The 17,226-nt window shown below is 68.4% G+C and carries 16 protein-coding genes and 1 pseudogene; 1 reads left to right on the top strand and 16 read right to left on the bottom strand.

What is annotated here, in order from left to right:
- Positions 1–11: 11 nt before the first annotated feature.
- From CSW62_RS03310 to CSW62_RS03340, 7 genes and pseudogenes are all read right to left on the bottom strand, one after another.
- The gene (locus CSW62_RS03310; RefSeq protein WP_199170505.1) at positions 12–1,004 is read right to left on the bottom strand and encodes an NADPH:quinone oxidoreductase family protein; all 993 of its coding nucleotides are present in this window, start codon (positions 1,002–1,004) and stop codon (positions 12–14) included.
- 149 nt (positions 1,005–1,153) lie between these two features.
- A pseudogene (locus CSW62_RS03315) lies at positions 1,154–2,215 on the bottom strand (alpha/beta hydrolase); the annotation flags it as partial.
- 26 nt (positions 2,216–2,241) lie between these two features.
- A complete protein-coding gene (locus CSW62_RS03320; protein ID WP_099575776.1) occupies positions 2,242–2,877 on the bottom strand; it encodes a TetR/AcrR family transcriptional regulator in 636 nt (211 codons plus the stop codon).
- A gap of 302 nt (positions 2,878–3,179) precedes the next feature.
- Entirely contained in the window at positions 3,180–3,431 is a 252-nt protein-coding gene (locus CSW62_RS03325; RefSeq protein ID WP_099575777.1) for a DUF2164 domain-containing protein, read from the bottom strand.
- A gap of 136 nt (positions 3,432–3,567) precedes the next feature.
- On the bottom strand, positions 3,568–4,950 hold the full coding sequence (locus CSW62_RS03330; RefSeq protein ID WP_099575778.1) for an NAD(P)/FAD-dependent oxidoreductase: 1,383 nt from the start codon (positions 4,948–4,950) through the stop codon (positions 3,568–3,570).
- A gap of 74 nt (positions 4,951–5,024) precedes the next feature.
- A complete protein-coding gene (locus CSW62_RS03335; protein WP_099575779.1) occupies positions 5,025–5,351 on the bottom strand; it encodes a hypothetical protein in 327 nt (108 codons plus the stop codon).
- 89 nt (positions 5,352–5,440) lie between these two features.
- Positions 5,441–6,769 (bottom strand): sorbosone dehydrogenase family protein, encoded by a 1,329-nt coding sequence (locus CSW62_RS03340; RefSeq protein ID WP_099575780.1) that lies wholly within the window; start codon positions 6,767–6,769, stop codon positions 5,441–5,443.
- 156 nt (positions 6,770–6,925) lie between these two features.
- On the opposite strand from CSW62_RS03340, the gene CSW62_RS03345 reads away from it, so the two are divergent.
- Positions 6,926–7,540: an arylesterase gene (locus CSW62_RS03345; protein WP_233206600.1), complete on the top strand. Its 615-nt coding sequence runs from the start codon at positions 6,926–6,928 to the stop codon at positions 7,538–7,540.
- 126 nt (positions 7,541–7,666) lie between these two features.
- Here the strand turns inward: CSW62_RS03345 and CSW62_RS03355 are convergent, their stop codons facing one another.
- From CSW62_RS03355 to CSW62_RS03390, 9 genes are all read right to left on the bottom strand, one after another.
- A complete protein-coding gene (locus tag CSW62_RS03355; RefSeq protein WP_099575782.1) occupies positions 7,667–10,750 on the bottom strand; it encodes an efflux RND transporter permease subunit in 3,084 nt (1,027 codons plus the stop codon).
- A gap of 13 nt (positions 10,751–10,763) precedes the next feature.
- Positions 10,764–11,879, bottom strand: a complete 1,116-nt coding sequence (locus CSW62_RS03360; RefSeq protein WP_099575783.1) for an efflux RND transporter periplasmic adaptor subunit — start codon at positions 11,877–11,879, stop codon at positions 10,764–10,766.
- 125 nt (positions 11,880–12,004) lie between these two features.
- Complete coding sequence (locus tag CSW62_RS03365; protein WP_099575784.1) at positions 12,005–13,177, bottom strand: acetyl-CoA C-acetyltransferase; 1,173 nt, start codon at positions 13,175–13,177, stop codon at positions 12,005–12,007.
- 79 nt (positions 13,178–13,256) lie between these two features.
- A complete protein-coding gene (locus tag CSW62_RS03370) occupies positions 13,257–13,712 on the bottom strand; it encodes a hypothetical protein (RefSeq protein WP_099575785.1) in 456 nt (151 codons plus the stop codon).
- A 78-nt stretch (positions 13,713–13,790) separates the two neighbouring features.
- Entirely contained in the window at positions 13,791–14,141 is a 351-nt protein-coding gene (locus tag CSW62_RS03375; protein ID WP_099575786.1) for a hypothetical protein, read from the bottom strand.
- Between the two features lie 197 nt (positions 14,142–14,338).
- On the bottom strand, positions 14,339–14,683 hold the full coding sequence (locus CSW62_RS26750; RefSeq protein WP_233206601.1) for a hypothetical protein: 345 nt from the start codon (positions 14,681–14,683) through the stop codon (positions 14,339–14,341).
- Positions 14,684–14,734: 51 nt separating this feature from the next.
- On the bottom strand, positions 14,735–15,058 hold the full coding sequence (locus CSW62_RS26755) for a helix-turn-helix transcriptional regulator (protein ID WP_233206602.1): 324 nt from the start codon (positions 15,056–15,058) through the stop codon (positions 14,735–14,737).
- Between the two features lie 62 nt (positions 15,059–15,120).
- On the bottom strand, positions 15,121–16,179 hold the full coding sequence (gene mgrA / locus CSW62_RS03385) for an L-glyceraldehyde 3-phosphate reductase (RefSeq protein ID WP_099575787.1): 1,059 nt from the start codon (positions 16,177–16,179) through the stop codon (positions 15,121–15,123).
- Positions 16,180–16,265: 86 nt separating this feature from the next.
- Positions 16,266–17,168, bottom strand: coding sequence for a LysR family transcriptional regulator (locus CSW62_RS03390; RefSeq protein WP_099575788.1), 903 nt, complete (start codon positions 17,166–17,168; stop codon positions 16,266–16,268).
- Positions 17,169–17,226: the final 58 nt, after the last annotated feature.

A 17,226-nucleotide genomic window follows, 5' to 3' on the forward strand; every position in this document is an offset into this window, starting at 1 on the left:
GCCTGGCGGGTTCACGGAACGATCACCGCCTTGCCCACCACCTTGCGTTCGGCCAGCAGGTCGAAGGCTTCTCGCCAGCGATCCAGCGGCAACTCAGCGTGGACGTGGGGCCTTATGGCGCCCTCGTCGGCCATTTTCCAGATGGCCTCGGCGTTCTGCCGGCCCTTCTCGGGAAACTGCCGGCCGTATTCCCCGGCCCGCACGCCCATGACCGAAAAGCCCTTGATCAGCGGCATGTTGACCGAGACGTTCGGGATCCGGCCCGAGGTGAAGCCGATGACCAGCAGTCGGCCGTCGAAGGCGATGCAGCGGACGCTTTCGTCGAACACGTCGCCGCCCACGGGGTCGTAGATCACGTCGGCCCCGCAACCGCCGGTGATCGCCTTGACCTGCTCGCGGAAGCCTTCGGTGACGTTGACGATAGCGTCGGGAGCGTAGAGCGCCTGGACGGCCGCCAGCTTGTCGTCCGAGGCCGAGGCGGCGATCACCTTGGCGCCCAGCGCCTTGGCAAGGTCCACCGCCGCCAGCCCCACCCCGCCGGCCGCGCCGTGGACCAGCACCCACTCGCCGGGCTCGACTCGCGCGCGGCGGACCAGGGCGACATAGGCCGTGAGATAGGCCGCGCCATAGGCGGCGGCCTCCGCGAACGACAGACGCGCGGGCTTGGGCTTCAGCGCCTCGGCCGACAGCACGGCGTATTCCGCGAACCCGCCCAGCCGCGCCCCGCCGACCACGGCGTCGCCGATCTGGAAGCCGGTGACGCCCTCGCCCAGCGCGGCGACCTCGCCGGCGATGTCCAGCCCCGGCGTGAAGGGCAGGGGCGGTTTGAACTGGTACTCGCCGCGCGTCATCAGCAGGTCGGGGAAGTTGACGCTGGCGGCGCGCACGCGGACCAGCACCTCGCCGGGACCCGGCTGGGGCGAGGGGACGTCACGGACGGCGCAGCCGGCGAAGTCAGGGGCGAGGTCCTCGACGACGAGGGCGCGCATGCTTGTCGCGATCATGCCCCCTTCCCCCTTGGATGGGGGAAGGGTTGGGGATGGGGGTGACAGCGGTTCAGAAAGTGGCTCGGCGCGAAATCGTCAGGCGGGGTCACCCCCATCCCCGCCCTTCCCCCATCAAAGGGGGAAGGGAGAATGTCGGCGCGCATCGCTTAGGCCTTCGCCTGATCAAACGCCTGCCGCACCAGCCCCGCGATCTCGCGGCACGCGCCGTCGGCCGCCGGGATCGCGCCCGTGAAGGCGGTGAACCCGTGCGCCAGACTGTCGTAACAGCGATACAGCACCGGCACGCCGGCCGCCTGCAGGCGTTTTGCATAGCCCTCGCCCTGGTCGACCAGCGGATCGAAACCGGCGGTGGCGATCACGGCGGGGGCCAGGCCCGTCAGGTCGGCGGTCTTGTCGGGCGACAGGCGCGGGTCGGCCGGGTCGGCGTCGGCGCTCATATAGTGGCCCATGAACCAGTCCATGGTCGCGCGGGTCAGGGGATAGGCGTCTGCATAGGTAGTCATCGACGGCGTTTCGCTGGCCACGTCGACGGCGGGATAGATCAGGATCTGGAGCGCCGGTTGCGGCTCGCCCTTGCGCTGCATCTCCTGGGCGACGATGGCCGAGAAGTTGCCGCCCATGCTGTCGCCGCCGATGGCCGGCGGGACCGGCGCGGCGCCGAAGCGGCCGGTGTTGTCGCGCGCCCAGCGATAGGCCGCGAGCACGTCCTCCAGCCCAGCCGGGAACTTGTGCTCGGGGGCCAGGCGGTAGTCGACCGAGATCACCGCCGTGCGGGCGATCCGCGCCAGGATCGAACAGAAGGCGTGGCAGGACTCCAGGTCGCCGATCACCCCGCCGCCCATGTGGGCGTAGACGATCAGCGGCGCGCTGGAGTCCTGCCCGTCCGGCCGATAGGCGCGGGCCGGGATCGGACCGTTCGGACCTTCGATGGACAGGCTCTCGGTGCGCACGCCGGGCTCCAGCGGCCCTTGCACCGCGGCGAGGCCCCGGGCGCTGCCGGCCACGGCTTCGGCCGGCGACAACGTGGTCATGGCGGGCATCTTCTTGGCCGCGTTGGCGAAGAACTGGAAGCGGGGGTCCAGTGTTCTGCCGCCCTTGTAGACGACCCCGCCGCCCGACATGGCCCGCAGGATCGGGCTGGGCAGGGACATGATCAGCTTCAGGATGGTTTTCTGGGCGGCGTCGGAAGCCATGGTTTCCCCACTCTCTGCGTTCTTGTCGCTGGACTTGGTGTCTACAGTCTTGGCAGGGTGGGCAAGCCGCCCAGGATCAGCTTGACCGCGAAGTCCGCGGCGCCCTCGGTGTCGACGGGCCGCCGCTCCAGCATCTTGTCGCCGATCTCGCGGGCCACGGCGATGCAGGCGGCGGTCAGATAGTCGAGGTCGACCGGCGGGGCGTGAGTCTGCTCCAGCACCCGGGCGAAGGCCTCGCGCACCTCGTCGAACACGGCGGTCACCTCGGGCGACGGACGCGCGTGCGGGATCTGCTCGCCGGGCGGCCTGTTGATGCGCCAGCTCTCCTGCTCGGTGGCCACGAAGTTGAAATAGGCCAGGATCGCCCCGCGCACGAAGCTCTCGAAATCGGTCGCCTTCTCGGATTCGGCGCGCAGGAGGGGCCGGAAGCGCCGCGCGCCGTCATCGGCCAGGGCGTCGAACACCTCTTCCTTGGACTTGTAGTAGTTGTAGAAGGTGCCCGAGGCCAAACCCGTGCGGCGGATGATGTCGCGCACCGTGGCGGCGTCGTAGCCCAGCTCGCCGAACACCTCGCGCGCGGCGTCCAGGATCGCCTGGCGATTGGCGGTCTTGGTGCGCTCCCGCTTGCCCGGTCGCTGATCGACATGGGGCTTGGGGAAGTAGGCGATATTCGACATGGACCGCGACTCAGGAGCGGGACGTTCGTGACGCCCCGTCACGATCACAGCCTTACTCCGCGGCGACACGCAAGACTTTCGCCGCTCGCGGTTGAATCGGGAGGGGATTTCCTTCTCGCCCCGGCCCGCTTCAGGCCCTATTCCGGACGCGCTCACGTCGAAGAGGCAGACCCTGGGCAGGGCGAAGACGGCGGAGCCGGCGGCCATCGAGCGTCCTCCCGTCGCGGGTTACCGAGCGACTTATCGTTGTTCAGGAAGGATGCGCCCTTGGCGGGGAGCGTCAATGTTTACGCGAGGGGAAGTCAGAGCCCCTTGATCGGCTGCTCGATCTCGTAGACGGCCTCGCTGATCGCCTCCAGCTTCTCGCGGTACAGCGTCGAGGCGTCGTGGAGGCCCTGGTTGTAGTAGTGCGGCCCCAGCCGCTCGGTGATGAAGTCGAGCAGGAACTCGGCGTCGAAGCCTTTCACGTCCAGGTCCAGCTCGGTCCGGAGGTAGTCGGAGAGCCCGCCGACCAGCTTGGCGCGGGTGTCCTTGTCGAAGGTGATCTTGGCCATGGTGACTTTCTTCTCCCTTCCCCCTCGATGGGGGAAGGGCGGGGATGGGGGTGATGCGGCGTTGGCGACACCTCGCCCTTTTCGGCAGCGGTGTCACCCCCATCCCAAACCCTTCCCCCATCAAAGGGGGAAGGGCTTAGCTGGCCAGCAACGGCTCCATCCTGATCTCCGCCAGCGCCGGCACCGGCAGCTTGCCGCCCTGGCCCCGCGCGCGCGCCTCGCCCTTGGCGATCTCTTTCTTCAGGTCGGCGCAATAGACGTTGAAGTCGACCTGGATGGTGTGCCGGGCCGAGTCGTAGAACTGGCCGGTGTGGCGTTCCTCGTCCTTGGCCGTGATGCGGACCATCTCGGCGTCCGACGGCGGCGCGTACTTGCCCGCCAGATACCCGGCCGCCAGTTTGGCCTGCTGTTCGGCGAAGTTCACCAGGGTCGGCAACGGCTGGGCCAGGCCCATGAAGAACAGGTTGGGGGTCCCCGGTTTCATCATTCGCTTGAACAGCGGAAAGCGGTGGTCGGCGCCCGGCAGCAGGGCCGGGTCGTCGAAGAACGGGAAGCTGATCTTGTAGCCGGTGGCGAAGACGATGGCGTCGACCGCCTCGACGCTGTCGTCGGCGAAGCGCACCTGCTTGCCCTCCAGCGCCTTGATCGCCGGCTTGAACTTGATGTCGCCGCAGCCCGCGCGGGTCAGGAACTCGCCGGAGACCGACGGGTGGGCCTCCAGCGGCTCGTGGTCGGGCTTGGGCAGGCCGTAGTCTTCCATCTTGCCGATGGTCTTCTTGATCACCGAGCGGGCGAGGGAGAGCCCCAGCTTGCGCGGCATCCAGGCCGGCATGGCGCTCTTGTCCGCCGGCTTGCCGTTCAGGTACTTGGGGAACACCCAGACCCCGCGCCGGGCCGAGACCCAGAGGTTTTTCGCGATCGGCCGCTGGGAGAGCTCGCTGGCGATGTCCATGGCCGAATTGCCCATGCCGACCACCACGACGTTCTTGCCGCGCATGTCCACGGGATCGAACGGGTCGCTATAGGCGTGGGCGTGGAAGGCGGGACCGTCGAATTCGCCCGGATACTCGGGTGTGCGCGGGTCCCAGTGGTGGCCGTTGCAGACGAACAGGACGTCGTAGAGCCGCGTCTCGCCTGTCGACAGGGTCACCGACCATAGGCCGTCATCGGTGCGATGGGCGCGCTCGACCCGGGTGTTGAAGGTGATCGTCTCGCGCAGGCCGAAGTGGTCGACATAGTCCTTGAAGTACTGGAACAACTGCGCGTGGTGCGGGAAGTCCGGCCAGTCCTTCGGCACGGGGAAGTCCTCGAACGCCAGCCGCCACTTGCTGGTGTCGATATGCAGGCTCTCGTAGCAGGCCGACAGGCCATTGGGGTTCTTGAAGTACCAGTTGCCGCCGATCTCGTCGGACATCTCGAAGCAGTCGTACGGGACGCCGTGGTCCTTCAGCCGCTTGATCGTGGTGAAGCCGCTGCAGCCCGCGCCGATGACGCACGCTTTCGGGAGCTTTGCGGACATTCCACCCTCCTGACTTATCGTTGTTCAGGAGTGTACCGGTGTTATGCGGAGCGGCAAGCGGCCCTTGGGGAAGCTCAGCGCCCGAAGCGCGCCGGCGTATAGGTGGCCGTACAGGCGGCGTTGCACTGGGCCCAGCGGCCGCCGCAGCCGTCGTCGTCGCCGCTGGCCTGGCAGAAGTAGAGCGTCTTCGAACAGGTCGCCTTGCACTGCTGGGCGTCGCCGGCGGGCCGGCTCTGGGCCAGCGGGATCGGAGCGGGCAGGACAAAGCTGGTCGCGCCGACGGGGGCGGCGACGACCGTGACGGGCTTCTTGGCTTTCGGCGGGGCCGGGATCGTCGCCTGGCCGGCCAGGGCCGGGCCGGCCAAGGCGAGGATCAGCAGGACCAGAAGGGGGCGGCGCATGAAGCGACCCTAGCGCGCCGGGGTAAAGGCCCGATTAACCATGTTTCTCGGGTTCGGACCCTATCGGCGAACTGCGGAAGCGGAGCGCACTACCGCGTCGGGCTGACCCGCCACACCGCATTCCCCACGTCGTCGGCCACCAGCAGCGCGCCCAAGCTGTCCACCGTCACGCCGACCGGCCGGCCTTGAGCCTTGCCGTTGGCGTCCAGGAAGCCGGTCAGGAAATCCTCGACCCCGCCGGCGGGCTTGCCGTCGATGAACGGCACGAAGATCACCTTGTAGCCCGCCTGCGGATTACGGTTCCACGAGCCGTGCTGGCCGACGAACGTCCCACCCCAATATCGGGCCGGGAAGCTCTTGCCTGTATAGAAGGTCAGGCCCAGCGAGGCGGTGTGGGCGCCCAGGGCGTAGTCGGGGACGGTGGCGCGCTCGACGAGGTCGGGGCGGCGGTCCTTGTCCTTGACCCGCTTGTCGACGTGGCGGCCGTAGTAGCTGTAGGGCCAGCCGTAGAAACCGCCCTCGCGGACCGAGGTCATGTAGTCGGGCACCAGGTCGTTGCCCAGCTCGTCGCGCTCGTTGACGGCGGTCCACAGCTGGCCATTGGCCGGGTTCCAGGACAGGCCGACGGGATTGCGCAGGCCCGAGGCGAAGATCCGCTGCTGGCCCGTGGCGAGGTCGATTTCGTGGATCGCGGCGCGGCCCTCCTCGGCCGGGATGCCGTTCTCGCCGACATTGCTGTTCGAACCGACGCTCGCATAGAGCTTTGAGCCGTCCGCGCTGGCGATGATGTTCTTGGTCCAGTGGTGGTTGATCGGCCCGCCCGGCAGGTCGGCGACCTTGCGCGGCGGCGCCGAGATGCGGGTCGCGCCGGTCGTGTAGGGGAAGGCGACGACGGCGTCGGCGTTGGCGACGTAGAGCGTGTCGCCGACCAGGGCCATGCCGAACGGCGAGTGCAGGCCGGTCAGGAACGGGACCTTCATCTCCGCCACGCCGTCGTGGTCGGCGTCGCGCAGCAGGGTGATGCGGTCGGCGCTGGGCACGCCGGCCCCGGCCTTCTTCATCAGCTTGGTCTCGAAGAAGCCCTTCAGTCCCTTGGGCTTCTCGCCGTCGGAGGGTTTGTTGCTCTCGGCGACCAGCACGTCGCCGTTGGGCAGGACGAGCAGCCAGCGCGGATGGTCCAGGCCTTGCGCGAACGGCTGCACTTGGAAGCCGGCCGGGGCTTTGGGCGTCACGCCGGCCGGCCAGCCGACGACGTCGGAGACCTTGACGGTCGGGATCAGGCTCTTGCTGGGCTTGGGCAGTTGCGGATTAGGGCCGTAGCCGACGGCGCTGTTCTGTTGGCCATTGCTCTGGCCGCAGGCGGCGAGGGCGGTCAACGCCACACCGACGATCAAGATTTCGCGAAACCGACGCCGCATTGAACGCTTCCCTCTTCATCCTGCGTTCAACGCGCAGGGTGTTTGTTCTGTTCTTGTAGTTCATACGGTTCGTCGATGGTGAAGTTCCAGTCCCTCGCTTGGCAAACGTCCCTTTTGGGTCGCCGGCGGATTTTGGCCGGCCTCGCGGCGCTGGCCATGCCGGGCGCCGCGTTCGCGGACATGCGCAAAGGCAAGCCGCTGGCGAAGCCCGCGCCGCCGCCGGCTCTTCCGGTGGTCACGGTGCTGGGCGACTCGATCACGGCGGGTCTGGGTCTGGCGCAGGATCTCTCCATGCCGGCGCGCCTACAGGCGGCGCTGGAGCGGATGGGCGCGCCGTCGCGGGTGCGGAACCTGGGCGTGCTGGGCGACACCAGCGCCAACGGCCTGGCGCGCGTCGACCGCGTGCCCGCCGAGAGCCTGGTCTGCGTGGTGGCGCTGGGCGGCAACGACCTGCTGCTGGGCGTCGACCCGTCGATGACCAAGGCCAATCTGAGGGCCATCGTCCAGCACCTGAAGACGAAGAACATCCGCGTGGTGCTGGCCGGAGTCCGCGCCCCGGGCCTGCTGGGCGTCGACTATGCCCGCCGCTTCACCCAGCTCTATCCGGACCTGGCGAGGGAGCAAGGCGTGTTCTACGCGCCGGATTTCCTGACGGGCGTGATCGGGGTGTCGCGCTACATGCAGCGCGACGGGATCCATCCCAATGCCGACGGGGCCAGGATCATCGCCGACCGCCTGGCGCCGGTGGTGGCGCAGGCGCTGAAGGCTTAGGGACAAGATGCTCCCCGCGATGCGGGGGAGCTGTCACGGAGTGACTGAGGGGGCCTTCACGGCTAAGGCCCAGCTCGCCCCCTCCGGTCCTGCGGACCACCTCCCCCGCATCGCGGGGGAGGATACCTACTCGGCGATGTGAGGCTTCTTGGCCGCCACGTGGTGGTGGTTGCCGAACAGGCGGCCCATCAGGCGCTCGGAGCGCGTCTTCAGGCCGTCCATCAGGATGAACACCACCGGGATGTAGAGCAGCGACAGCAGGGTCGAGGTGATCAGGCCGCCGATGACCGCGATGGCCATGGGGGCCCGGAACTCGACTTCCGCGCCGAGGCCGATGGCGGTGGGCAGCATGCCCGCGCCCATGGCCACGGTGGTCATCAGGATCGGCCGGGCCCGCTTGTGCGCGGCGTCGATGATCGCCGTGCGCTTGTCCATGCCGTGTTCCTTCATGGCCATGATCGCGTACTCGACCAGCAGGATCGAGTTCTTGGCCGCGATGCCCATCAGCATCAGGATCCCGATCAGGGTCGAGATCGAGAAGCTGGAGTGGGCCAGCACCAGCAGGCCGAAGGCGCCACCGATGGCCAGCGGCAGGGCCACCATGATGGTGATCGGGTGGGCGAAGCTGCGGAACAGCAGCACCAGCACGACGTACATCAAGAGGATGCCGGTGATCAGCGCGCCCAGGAAGCCGGTGACCATCTCCTGGATGAACTCGGCGTCGCCGGCGGCCACTTCCTTGACCCCGTTCGGCAGGGTCTTGACCGAGGGTAGGGCGTGGACGCGCTTGGCGGCCTCGCCGACGACGATGCCGTCCAGCTCGGCGGTGATCGTGGCCACGCGCGCCCGGTCGCGGCGTTCGACCTGCGAGGGACCGGCGCCGAAGCGCACGTCGGCGACGGCGTTCAGCGGCACGGGGCCGTTGGGCGACGGCACCTGCAGGGTCTGCAGGACGGCGATGTCCTCGCGCGCGGTCTGGCTGAGGCGCAGGCGGATCGGCACCTGGCGGTCGCCCAGATTGTACTTGGGCAGGTTCTGGTCGACGTCGCCGATGGTGGCGACGCGCACGGCCTGGGAGATCGCCCCGGCCGAGACGCCGGCGCGGGCGGCCTGGTCGGCCTTGGGCGTGACGACGATCTCGGGACGGGCGATCGAGGCGGTGTTGACCACGTGGGCCAGGCCCGGAACGCCGCGCATCTCGGCCTCGACCTTGCGGGCCGCCGCTTCCAGGGCCGGGCCGTTGTCGCTGACCAGGCTCAGGGTGTAGCTGCCGCCGCTGGACGGGCCGCCGCCGTTGTTGCTGCCCGAGCCGATCCGCGCGCCGGGAACGGCGGCGAACTGGTCGACCATCTGGCGGCTGAACACCTTCTGGCTGATGCGTTCCTTCTTGTCGGTCAGGTCGGCGGTCAGGCTGGCCTTGTTGACGCCGCCGTCGCTGCCGACCGCGGCATAGACGCTGACCACTTCCTTGCGGGCCAGCAGTTCGCGGGTCACGCGCTGCACGATGGCGTCGGTCTCGTCCAGTGTGGCGCCGGGCGGCAGCTCGACCGAGAACTCGGCGCGGCCGCGATCGACCTGGGGCTGGAACTCGAACGGCAGGCGGGTGGCCAGCAGGATCGAGATGACGAACATCGGGATGCCCATCGCCAGCACCTTCCAGCGATTGCGCAGACCCCAGTTCAGCGCCTTCAGGTACGGACCCATCCAAGCCGGGTCCTTGTCCTCGTGCTTGTCGTCGGCCTTCAGCATGTAGGCGCCCATCAGCGGCGTCAGCAGGCGGGCGACCACCAGCGAGAACAGCACCGAGATACAGGCGGCCAGGGCGAAGGCCTTGAAGAACTGCCCGATGATGCCGGGCATGAAGCCTACCGGGGCGAACACCGCCACGATGGTGAAGGTGGTGGCCACGACGGCCAGGCCGATCTCGTCGGCGGCCTCCATCGCCGCCGCATAGGGGCTTTTGCCGCCGCGCATGTGGCGGACGATGTTCTCGATCTCCACGATGGCGTCGTCGACCAGGATGCCGACGGTCAGCGACAGGGCCAGCAGGGTGATGCCGTTCAGCGACTGGTTCAGCGGCGCCAGGATGGCGAAGGTCGGGAACAGCGACATCGGGATGGCCACCGCCGCCAGCAGGGTGGCGCGCCAGTCGCGCAGGAACAGCAGCACGACCAGCACCGCCAGGATCGCGCCGACGATCAGGGCTTCCATCGAGGCGACATAGCTCTCCTCGATGTATTTGACGTTCGAGGTGATCTCCTCGATCTCGATCTCGGGATGATCCTTGTCGAGCTTGTCGACGGCCTTGCGGATCTTCTCGGCGGTCTGCACCTCCGAGGCGCCGCGGCCGCGGACCATGTTGAAGGTGACGACTTCCTGGCCGTCATAGCGGGCGCGCGAGCGGGGCTCGGCCCAGTGGTCGGTGACCTGGCCCAGGTCGGCCAGGCGCACGGTGCCGCCGCTGGAGACGGGCACGCGGGTCTCGCGCAGCTGCTCGACCGAACCGGCCGCGCCCAGTGTGCGGATGGCGCGCTCGGCGCCCGAGATGGTCACGCGGCCGCCGGGCAGGTCGGCGTTCGAGGACACCAGGGCCTGGCTGACGGCGGCGGCGGTGACGCCGCGCGCGGCCAGGCGATCGGGATCGAGCGCGATCTCGATCTCGCGGCTGACGCCGCCCTGGCGGTTGACCTCGCGTACGCCCTTGATGGCCAGCAGGGCGCGGCTGACGTCGTTGTCGACGAACCAGCTGCGCTGCTCGGGCGTCAGGGTCGGGGCCTTGACGACATAGGTGATCAGGCTGCCGCCGGAGATGTCGACCCGGGTGACGATCGGCTCCTGCATGTCCTGGGGCAGGGAGCCGCGCAAGTTGGACATGGCGTTGCGTACGTCGTTTGTGACGCGCTCGTGGTCGACCCCGAGCTCGAACTCGATGACGGTGGTCGAAGCGCCGTCGACGACGGTGGAGTTGATATGGCGCACCTGGCCCAGGCCCGCGATCGAGTCCTCGATCAGGCGGGTGACCTGGGTTTCCAGCTCCTGTGGCGCGGCGCCGGGGCGCACGGCCGTGACGACGACGTACGGCAGGTCGACGTCGGGATTGTTGTTGATCCGCATGCTCTTGAAGCCGACGATGCCGGCGAAGCAGAGCAGTATGAACAGCATGATGACGGGGATCGGGTTCTTGATCGCCCAGGAGGAGATGTTGCGCATCGGTCTGTCGTCCTCAGCGCGCGGTCTTGATGGCGGCGCCGACGCGGACCAGGTCGCCCTCGCCCAGGAAGCCGGCGCCCTCGACCACCACCTGCTCGCCCGCGTTCAGGCCGGTGGCGGCGACGCGGTCGCCGGTGCTGGTCAGGATGGCGATGCGGCGGAAGTGAACCCTCTTGGCGGCGTCGACCACGAACACGCCGGGGCGGTTCTCGCGGTACAGCACCGAGGCCGACGGTACGACCAGGGCGGGCTGGTCGCCGGCGTCGATCGTGGCGCGGGCGAACATGCCCGGACGGAAGCCGCCCATCGACGACAGGGCGATCCGCGCCGTGCCGATGCGGGTCTGGGCGTTGACTTCAGAGGTGACGATACGGACGCGGCCGGTCATCTCGCCGACCTTGTCGGAATAGATCTTGGCCGACATGCCGGCCTTGACCGCGCCGAGGTCGCTCTCGGGGATGTCGGCGTCCAGTTCCAGGCGGCTGTCGCGGACGATGCGGAACAGCTCCGAACCGGTGCTGACGATCTGGCCCTTGGTGACGCTGCGACGGCTGATCAGGCCGCCGACCGGGGCGCGGATCGAGGTCTGGGCCACGCGCGCGGCGGTCTCGCCCCGGCCCGCCTCTGCGGCGGCCAGGTTGGCGGCGGCGGTGCCTTGGCGCGCCGTAGCGGTGTCGAGGCCGGCCTGGCTGAGATAGCCCTTAGCCTGCAGCTCCTTGGCGCGGTTGAGGGCGGCGCTGGCCTCGGCCAGGGTGGCCTTGGCGCTGGCGACGGCGGCGTCCTGCTGGCGCAGCTGGGCGCTGATCAGCGCGCTGTTCAGTTGGACCAGGATCTGGCCCGCCTGAACGGTCTGGCCTTCCTCGGCGTTGACGGCGACGGCGGTCAGGCCGCCGGTCTCGGCGCCGACCGGCACCTCTTCCCACGGCGAGATCGTGCCGGTGGCGTTGATCTGGCGGGCGATCGGCTGGCTGGAGACCGTGGCGAGGCTGACCGTCGCCGAAGCGCTCGGCGCGGCCCGCGTCTTTTTCTCCGGCTTTTTCCCGCATCCGGCCAGAGCGATCGCGCTCACGCCCAGGACCAAGACCAGCGCGCTCAGAGTCGGGCGGCGCCCATTGATCCCGTTCAGCACGAAAATTCCCCCAGCAACAAATAGAGCCCGACGGCCTTCTAGCCGACAAACCTCGGGTCGCTGAGTTAATTTGCCGTAAGACGATAAGAAGAGCGGTTCCTCCCTCTCGAAGAGGGAGGGTTCAACTACAGTCGCTCGACGATCGTCACGTTGGCCAGCCCGCCGCCCTCGCACATGGTCTGCAGGCCGTAGCGCGCGCCGCGGTCCTGCATCGCATGCACCAGGGTGGTCATCAGCTTGGCGCCGGAGCCGCCCAGCGGGTGGCCCAGGGCGATGGCGCCGCCGTGGACGTTCAGCCGGTCGGGATCGGCGCCGATGACCTTCAGCCAGGCGGTCGGCACCGAGGCGAAGGCCTCGTTGACTTCGTAGAGGTCGATGTCGCCGATCTTCAGCCCCGCCCGTTCCAGCGCCTTCTCGGTGGCGGGGATCGGGGCTTCCAGCATGATCACCGGGTCGTGGCCGATCACGGTCATGCTGTGGATCCGCGCCAGCGGCTTGACGCCCAGAGCCTTGAGCCCGCGCTCGTTGACGATCATCACGCCGGCCGCGCCGTCGCAGATCTGGCTGGAGGTGGCGGCCGTCAGGCGGCCGTCCTCGGTCAGCAGCTTCACCGAGCCGATCGACTCCAGGGTGGCGTCCCAGCGGATGCCCTCGTCGGCGGCGTGGATCTCGGTCGCGCCGTCCGCCAGCGCGACCTCGATCGGCACGATCTCGGCGGCGAACTTTCCGCCCTTGGTAGCGGCCATGGCCCGCTGGTGGCTGGACAGGGCGTAGGCGTCCAGCTCAGCTCGCGACAGGTCGTACTTCTTGGCGATCGTCTCGGCGCCGGCGAACTGGCTGAACTGGATGCCGGGATAGCGCTCTTCCATGCGCGGGCTCTTGTAGGTCCCGAAGCCGTTCTTGTAGGGCAGGGCGGAGGACAGCCCCATCGGCACGCGGCTCATGCTCTCGACGCCGCCGGCGATGACCACGTCCATGGCGCCCGACATCACGGTGGCGGCGGCGAAGTGGATGGCCTGCTGCGACGAGCCGCACTGGCGGTCGACCGAGGTGGCCGGCACGCTCTCGGGCAGGCTGGAGGCCAGCACCGCGTTGCGGGCGATGTTGATGGCCTGTTCGCCGACCTGGCCGACGCAGCCCATGATCACGTCCTCGATAAGGGCCGGGTCGGCGCCGCTGCGCGCCACCAGGGCGTCCAGCACGGTCGCGGCCAGATCGGCTGGATGCCAGCCCGAGACCTTGCCGCCCTTGCGCCCGCCGGCCGTCCGCGCGGCCGCCACGATATAGGCTTCGCCCATGGGATCCTCCTGTTGTTGGGAGGAGTGAAACAGGCGTTCGAAGGCCTGTCAGCGGTGACGCGGCGTCAGGGGCTGGGCGTCATGATCCAGGATGTCGTGGCGCGAGGCTTTCCGCTGGAGGTTTGGCCCGCCGACGCGGCAGCGCGCCGCAGAACAGCGCCGCCATGGCCAGGTAGCTGAAGAGGCCGCCGCCCGCGATATAGCCGGCGCGGTTGGAGAGCTTGTGATCGGCCAGGCTGGCCAGGACCAGGATCAGGGTCAGGCCATGAAAGCCGCAGGCCCACATCGGCCACCAGCGATCCGAACGCAGCGCGATAGCCAGCAGCACCAGCATCAGGGCCATGTCGACCAGGATCACTGCGGTCTGGGGGCCAAACCGCTGCAGGCTGTTGTAGAACAGCGCGGTGGCGAACCAGGCCAGGATCATGGCGACGGCGGCCACGCGTTCAGGCCAGCCGCCACGCCACAGGGCCACGCCGGTCGCGATCAGCAGCGCGGCGAGGCTGACCCATTGATAGAGGAAGCCCAGGGACATCACCCTACGGTGGCGCCATTCTTCCAGATTGCAACGACCCTCGCCGAGACAGACCGGCGAGGGTCGCGCTTTGGGGTCCTAGGCGGCCACGGTCAGGCGACCGCTGGTGTTGGTTTCGATCAGGCCCGCCGGCTTGACGGCGCCTTCGCCGAACGAGACAGCTGACAGGCCGATGTCGTGCTGGGCGACCGACAGGTGCTTGTGGGTGACCACGATGCCTTCGCGGGCCGCGCCCAGGGCCTGCATGGTGGTGATCGCCGCCATCAGGGCGTCCTGGCCCACCAGGGCCGAGAGGTTGGCGTCCTGGCGGGTGGTCGGCATCAGCCCGGCCAGGGCGGCGGTGCTGGTGATTGCGGCGTCGATGGCCTTTTCAGCGGCGAACAGGGCTTCGGCCACGGATTCGGCGGCTTGGCGGCGTTGCTTGAGCATACGAAGTCTCCCTCGCGCCGAAGGGTGTCGGCGCGTTGCCAGATGTTGATGAGATTTTTTGGGGTTCGCCCGACGCCGCGGGCGTCGAACTTAAGGAAACAAGCCTTGCAGCGCGTGTAGCCCCGCCAGGATCGAACCGAACGCGAAAGCGGTCACGATCATCACGGCCGCGATGAAGGCCAATCGGAAGGGCAGGCTCAGATGATTGGGCCGTCCGCCGCCGAGTCCGAAGAAGACAAGTCCGACAGGAACGTCTCGTCCATCACCGCGCTGGCGATGCACAGGATTTCCCGCATCACCAATTCGCTCGGCTTGAACGAAGCCTGCTTGCGGGTGGCTTCCACCAGGTCGTGCACCATCGATGCGCCGTTCGGGGTGACCGACAGGCTCTTCAACTGGCGCTCGAGCTCGCTCCACGTAATCGGAGGCAGGGTCTCGGCCGAATTCAGCAGAGGCCACGTGTGCTGGAAGCTCTTCACTTCCTGGCGCAGGTGCGTGGCTCGGCCGATCGCGTCCTTCTGGTGGGGGGTCAACTCGTTCACTGGGAACTCCTTCCTCAACGCGGTCAGCAAACCGGGATGAAGGATGTTCGCCTAGCCGAGCCGTGTCGGACCCTGATGCGATAGGAGGGGGGCGCCCCCATGATCGGGGCCCCGATGATGGGGGCTATGATCGGGAACCCCCTGATAGGCCCGGTCGAAGACGCGGCGCGCGGCGTCATAGCGGTCGGCCGCGCCCAGGCGCCGGCGCGCCTTGTCCAGATGCCAGTCGACGGTGTGCTTGGAGAGACCCAGTTCGCGGGCGATCTCCTTGGAGCTCATGTGGCGATCGACGAGCCGAAGGCATTCGCGCTCACGCTCGGTGAGGCGTTCCAGGCCGTCGGCCTGGCCAGGCAGGGTGTGAGCGCCCTTATCCATCGTCGGGAACTTTAGGCGAACTGGAGGCCGCGACAAGCCGCCGCAACATTAAACCTTTGGTATTATGTCCGGGGCAGGTCGCCTGTCGCCAACCGCGAGGACACCTTCCACAGATCGACGCCGCCTTCCGAGGCATGGCGGTCGATCCGCGCGAGTTCGTCGGCCGAGAAGTCCGGGGCGTTCAGCGCCGCCAGGGAGTCCTCGAGCTGGGCTACCGTGCGGGCTCCGATCAGGGCCGAGGTGACGCGCGGATCGCGCAACGTCCAGGCGATCGCCATCTGGGCCAGGGTCTGGCCGCGCGCCTGCGCGATCCCGTTCAGCGCCTTGATCCGATCCAGGTTGTCCTCCGTCAGCAGGTGGCCGCCGAACGAGCCGTCCTTGGCCACGCGGGAGTCGGCCGGCACGCCGTCCAGGTATTTGCTGGTCAGCAGGCCCTGGGCCAGCGGCGAGAAGGCGATGCAGCCGACGCCGAGGTCGCCCAGCGTGTCGAGCAGTTCGTCCTCGATCCAGCGATTGACCATCGAATAGGACGGCTGGTGGATCAGCAGCGGCACGCCCTCGCTCTTGAGGATCGCGTGGGCCCGGCGGGTCAGCTCGGGCGAGTAGGACGAGATCCCCACGTACAGCGCCTTGCCCTGGCGATGCAGGTGGGCCAGGGCGCCCATGGTCTCCTCCAGCGGCGTCGTGGGGTCGACGCGGTGCGAGTAGAAGATGTCGACATAGTCGACGCCCATGCGCTTGAGACTCTGGTCGCAGCTGGCGATCAGGTACTTCCGCGATCCGCCTATGCCGCCATAGGGGCCTGGCCACATGTCCCAGCCGGCCTTGGTCGAGATCACCAGCTCGTCGCGGTGGGCCTTGAAATCGGTCCCCAGAACCTTGCCGAAGTTCTCCTCGGCCGAGCCGTAGGGCGGGCCATAGTTGTTGGCCAGATCGAAGTGAGTGACCCCCAGGTCAAAGGCCCGGCGCAGGATGGCGCGGCCGGTTTCGAACACGTCGGCGCCGCCGAAGTTCTGCCAGAGGCCCAGCGAGATCGCCGGCAAATCAAGGCCGCTGCGGCCCGTGCGACGATAGGGCATGGCCGCGTAGCGGTCGGTGGCGGCGACATAGGGAATCTGCATCGGGTGTTCCTTGAAGCGGATGCGAATACAGCCGCGCCGCGGCCTTTCGGCAAGCGTGTTCAGGTCTTAGGTCCGGCGCGGCCGCCTCAATCGGCCTGGCCCTGGAACCGTTCAATCAGGAAGGCCGTGGCCGGACCGGGCGGGGTGTCGCTGCGATAGATGGCGTGCAGCGCGTAGACCGCGTCGCTCAGGTCCGGCATGTCGAGGCGTTTCAGGCGGCCGGCGGCGATGTCCTCGCGGACCATGGGCTCGGGCATGTTGCCCCAGCCGAAGCCCTCCTTCAGCAGGAGGTGCTTGGCGCCCAGGTCGGCCAGCCGCCACGTGTGGACGCTGCCGACGGCGAAGTCGCGTCCCTCGGTCAGCTTCGAGCGGTCGGTCAAGACGAGCTGGGTGTGGCCCCGCGCCGCGCCGGGCCGGTTGCGGCCCTCGGCCAGCGGATGGTCCGGCGCGGCGACAGGGATCAGCAGGGTCGAGCCGACCGCTATGGTCTCCAGGGCGTCGCCGCCGTTGACGACGTCCAGCGGCCCCGCAACGCCGATCGTGGCTCGACGGTCCAGCACCATCTGGGTCACCGCGCCCAGGCCCTCGACATAGAGGCGCAGGGTCACGGTCGGGAAGGCTTCGCGAAAGGCGCGCAGGGCGTCCACTACACGGGCGGTGGGCAGCATGACGTCGAGCACCAGATTGACCTCGGCCTCCAGTCCCTGGATCAGCCCCTTGGCCTGTGCGCGCAGGGACGCCACGTCGCCGGCGATCACGCGGGCCTGGGCCAGCACGACCCGGCCGGCCTCGGTCAGCACCGGCGTCTTGGCCGCGTCGCGATCGAACAGCGTCAGGCCCAGCTGCGCCTCCAGATTGGCGATGGCGTAGCTGACCACCGAATTGGCCCGGTTCATCCGCCGCGCCGCGCCCGCGAAACTGCCGGCCTCGACCACGGCCAGGAACACCGACAGCTGGTCGAGGGTGGGACTGCCGGGCTCGGTCGTCATGGGCTCACCGATCGAAAATCTCGAACATAATAGACGATTTTATTCGGCTGTTTCGCAA

Source organism: Caulobacter sp. FWC2 (assembly GCF_002742625.1).
In the GTDB taxonomy this organism is placed as follows: domain Bacteria; phylum Pseudomonadota; class Alphaproteobacteria; order Caulobacterales; family Caulobacteraceae; genus Caulobacter.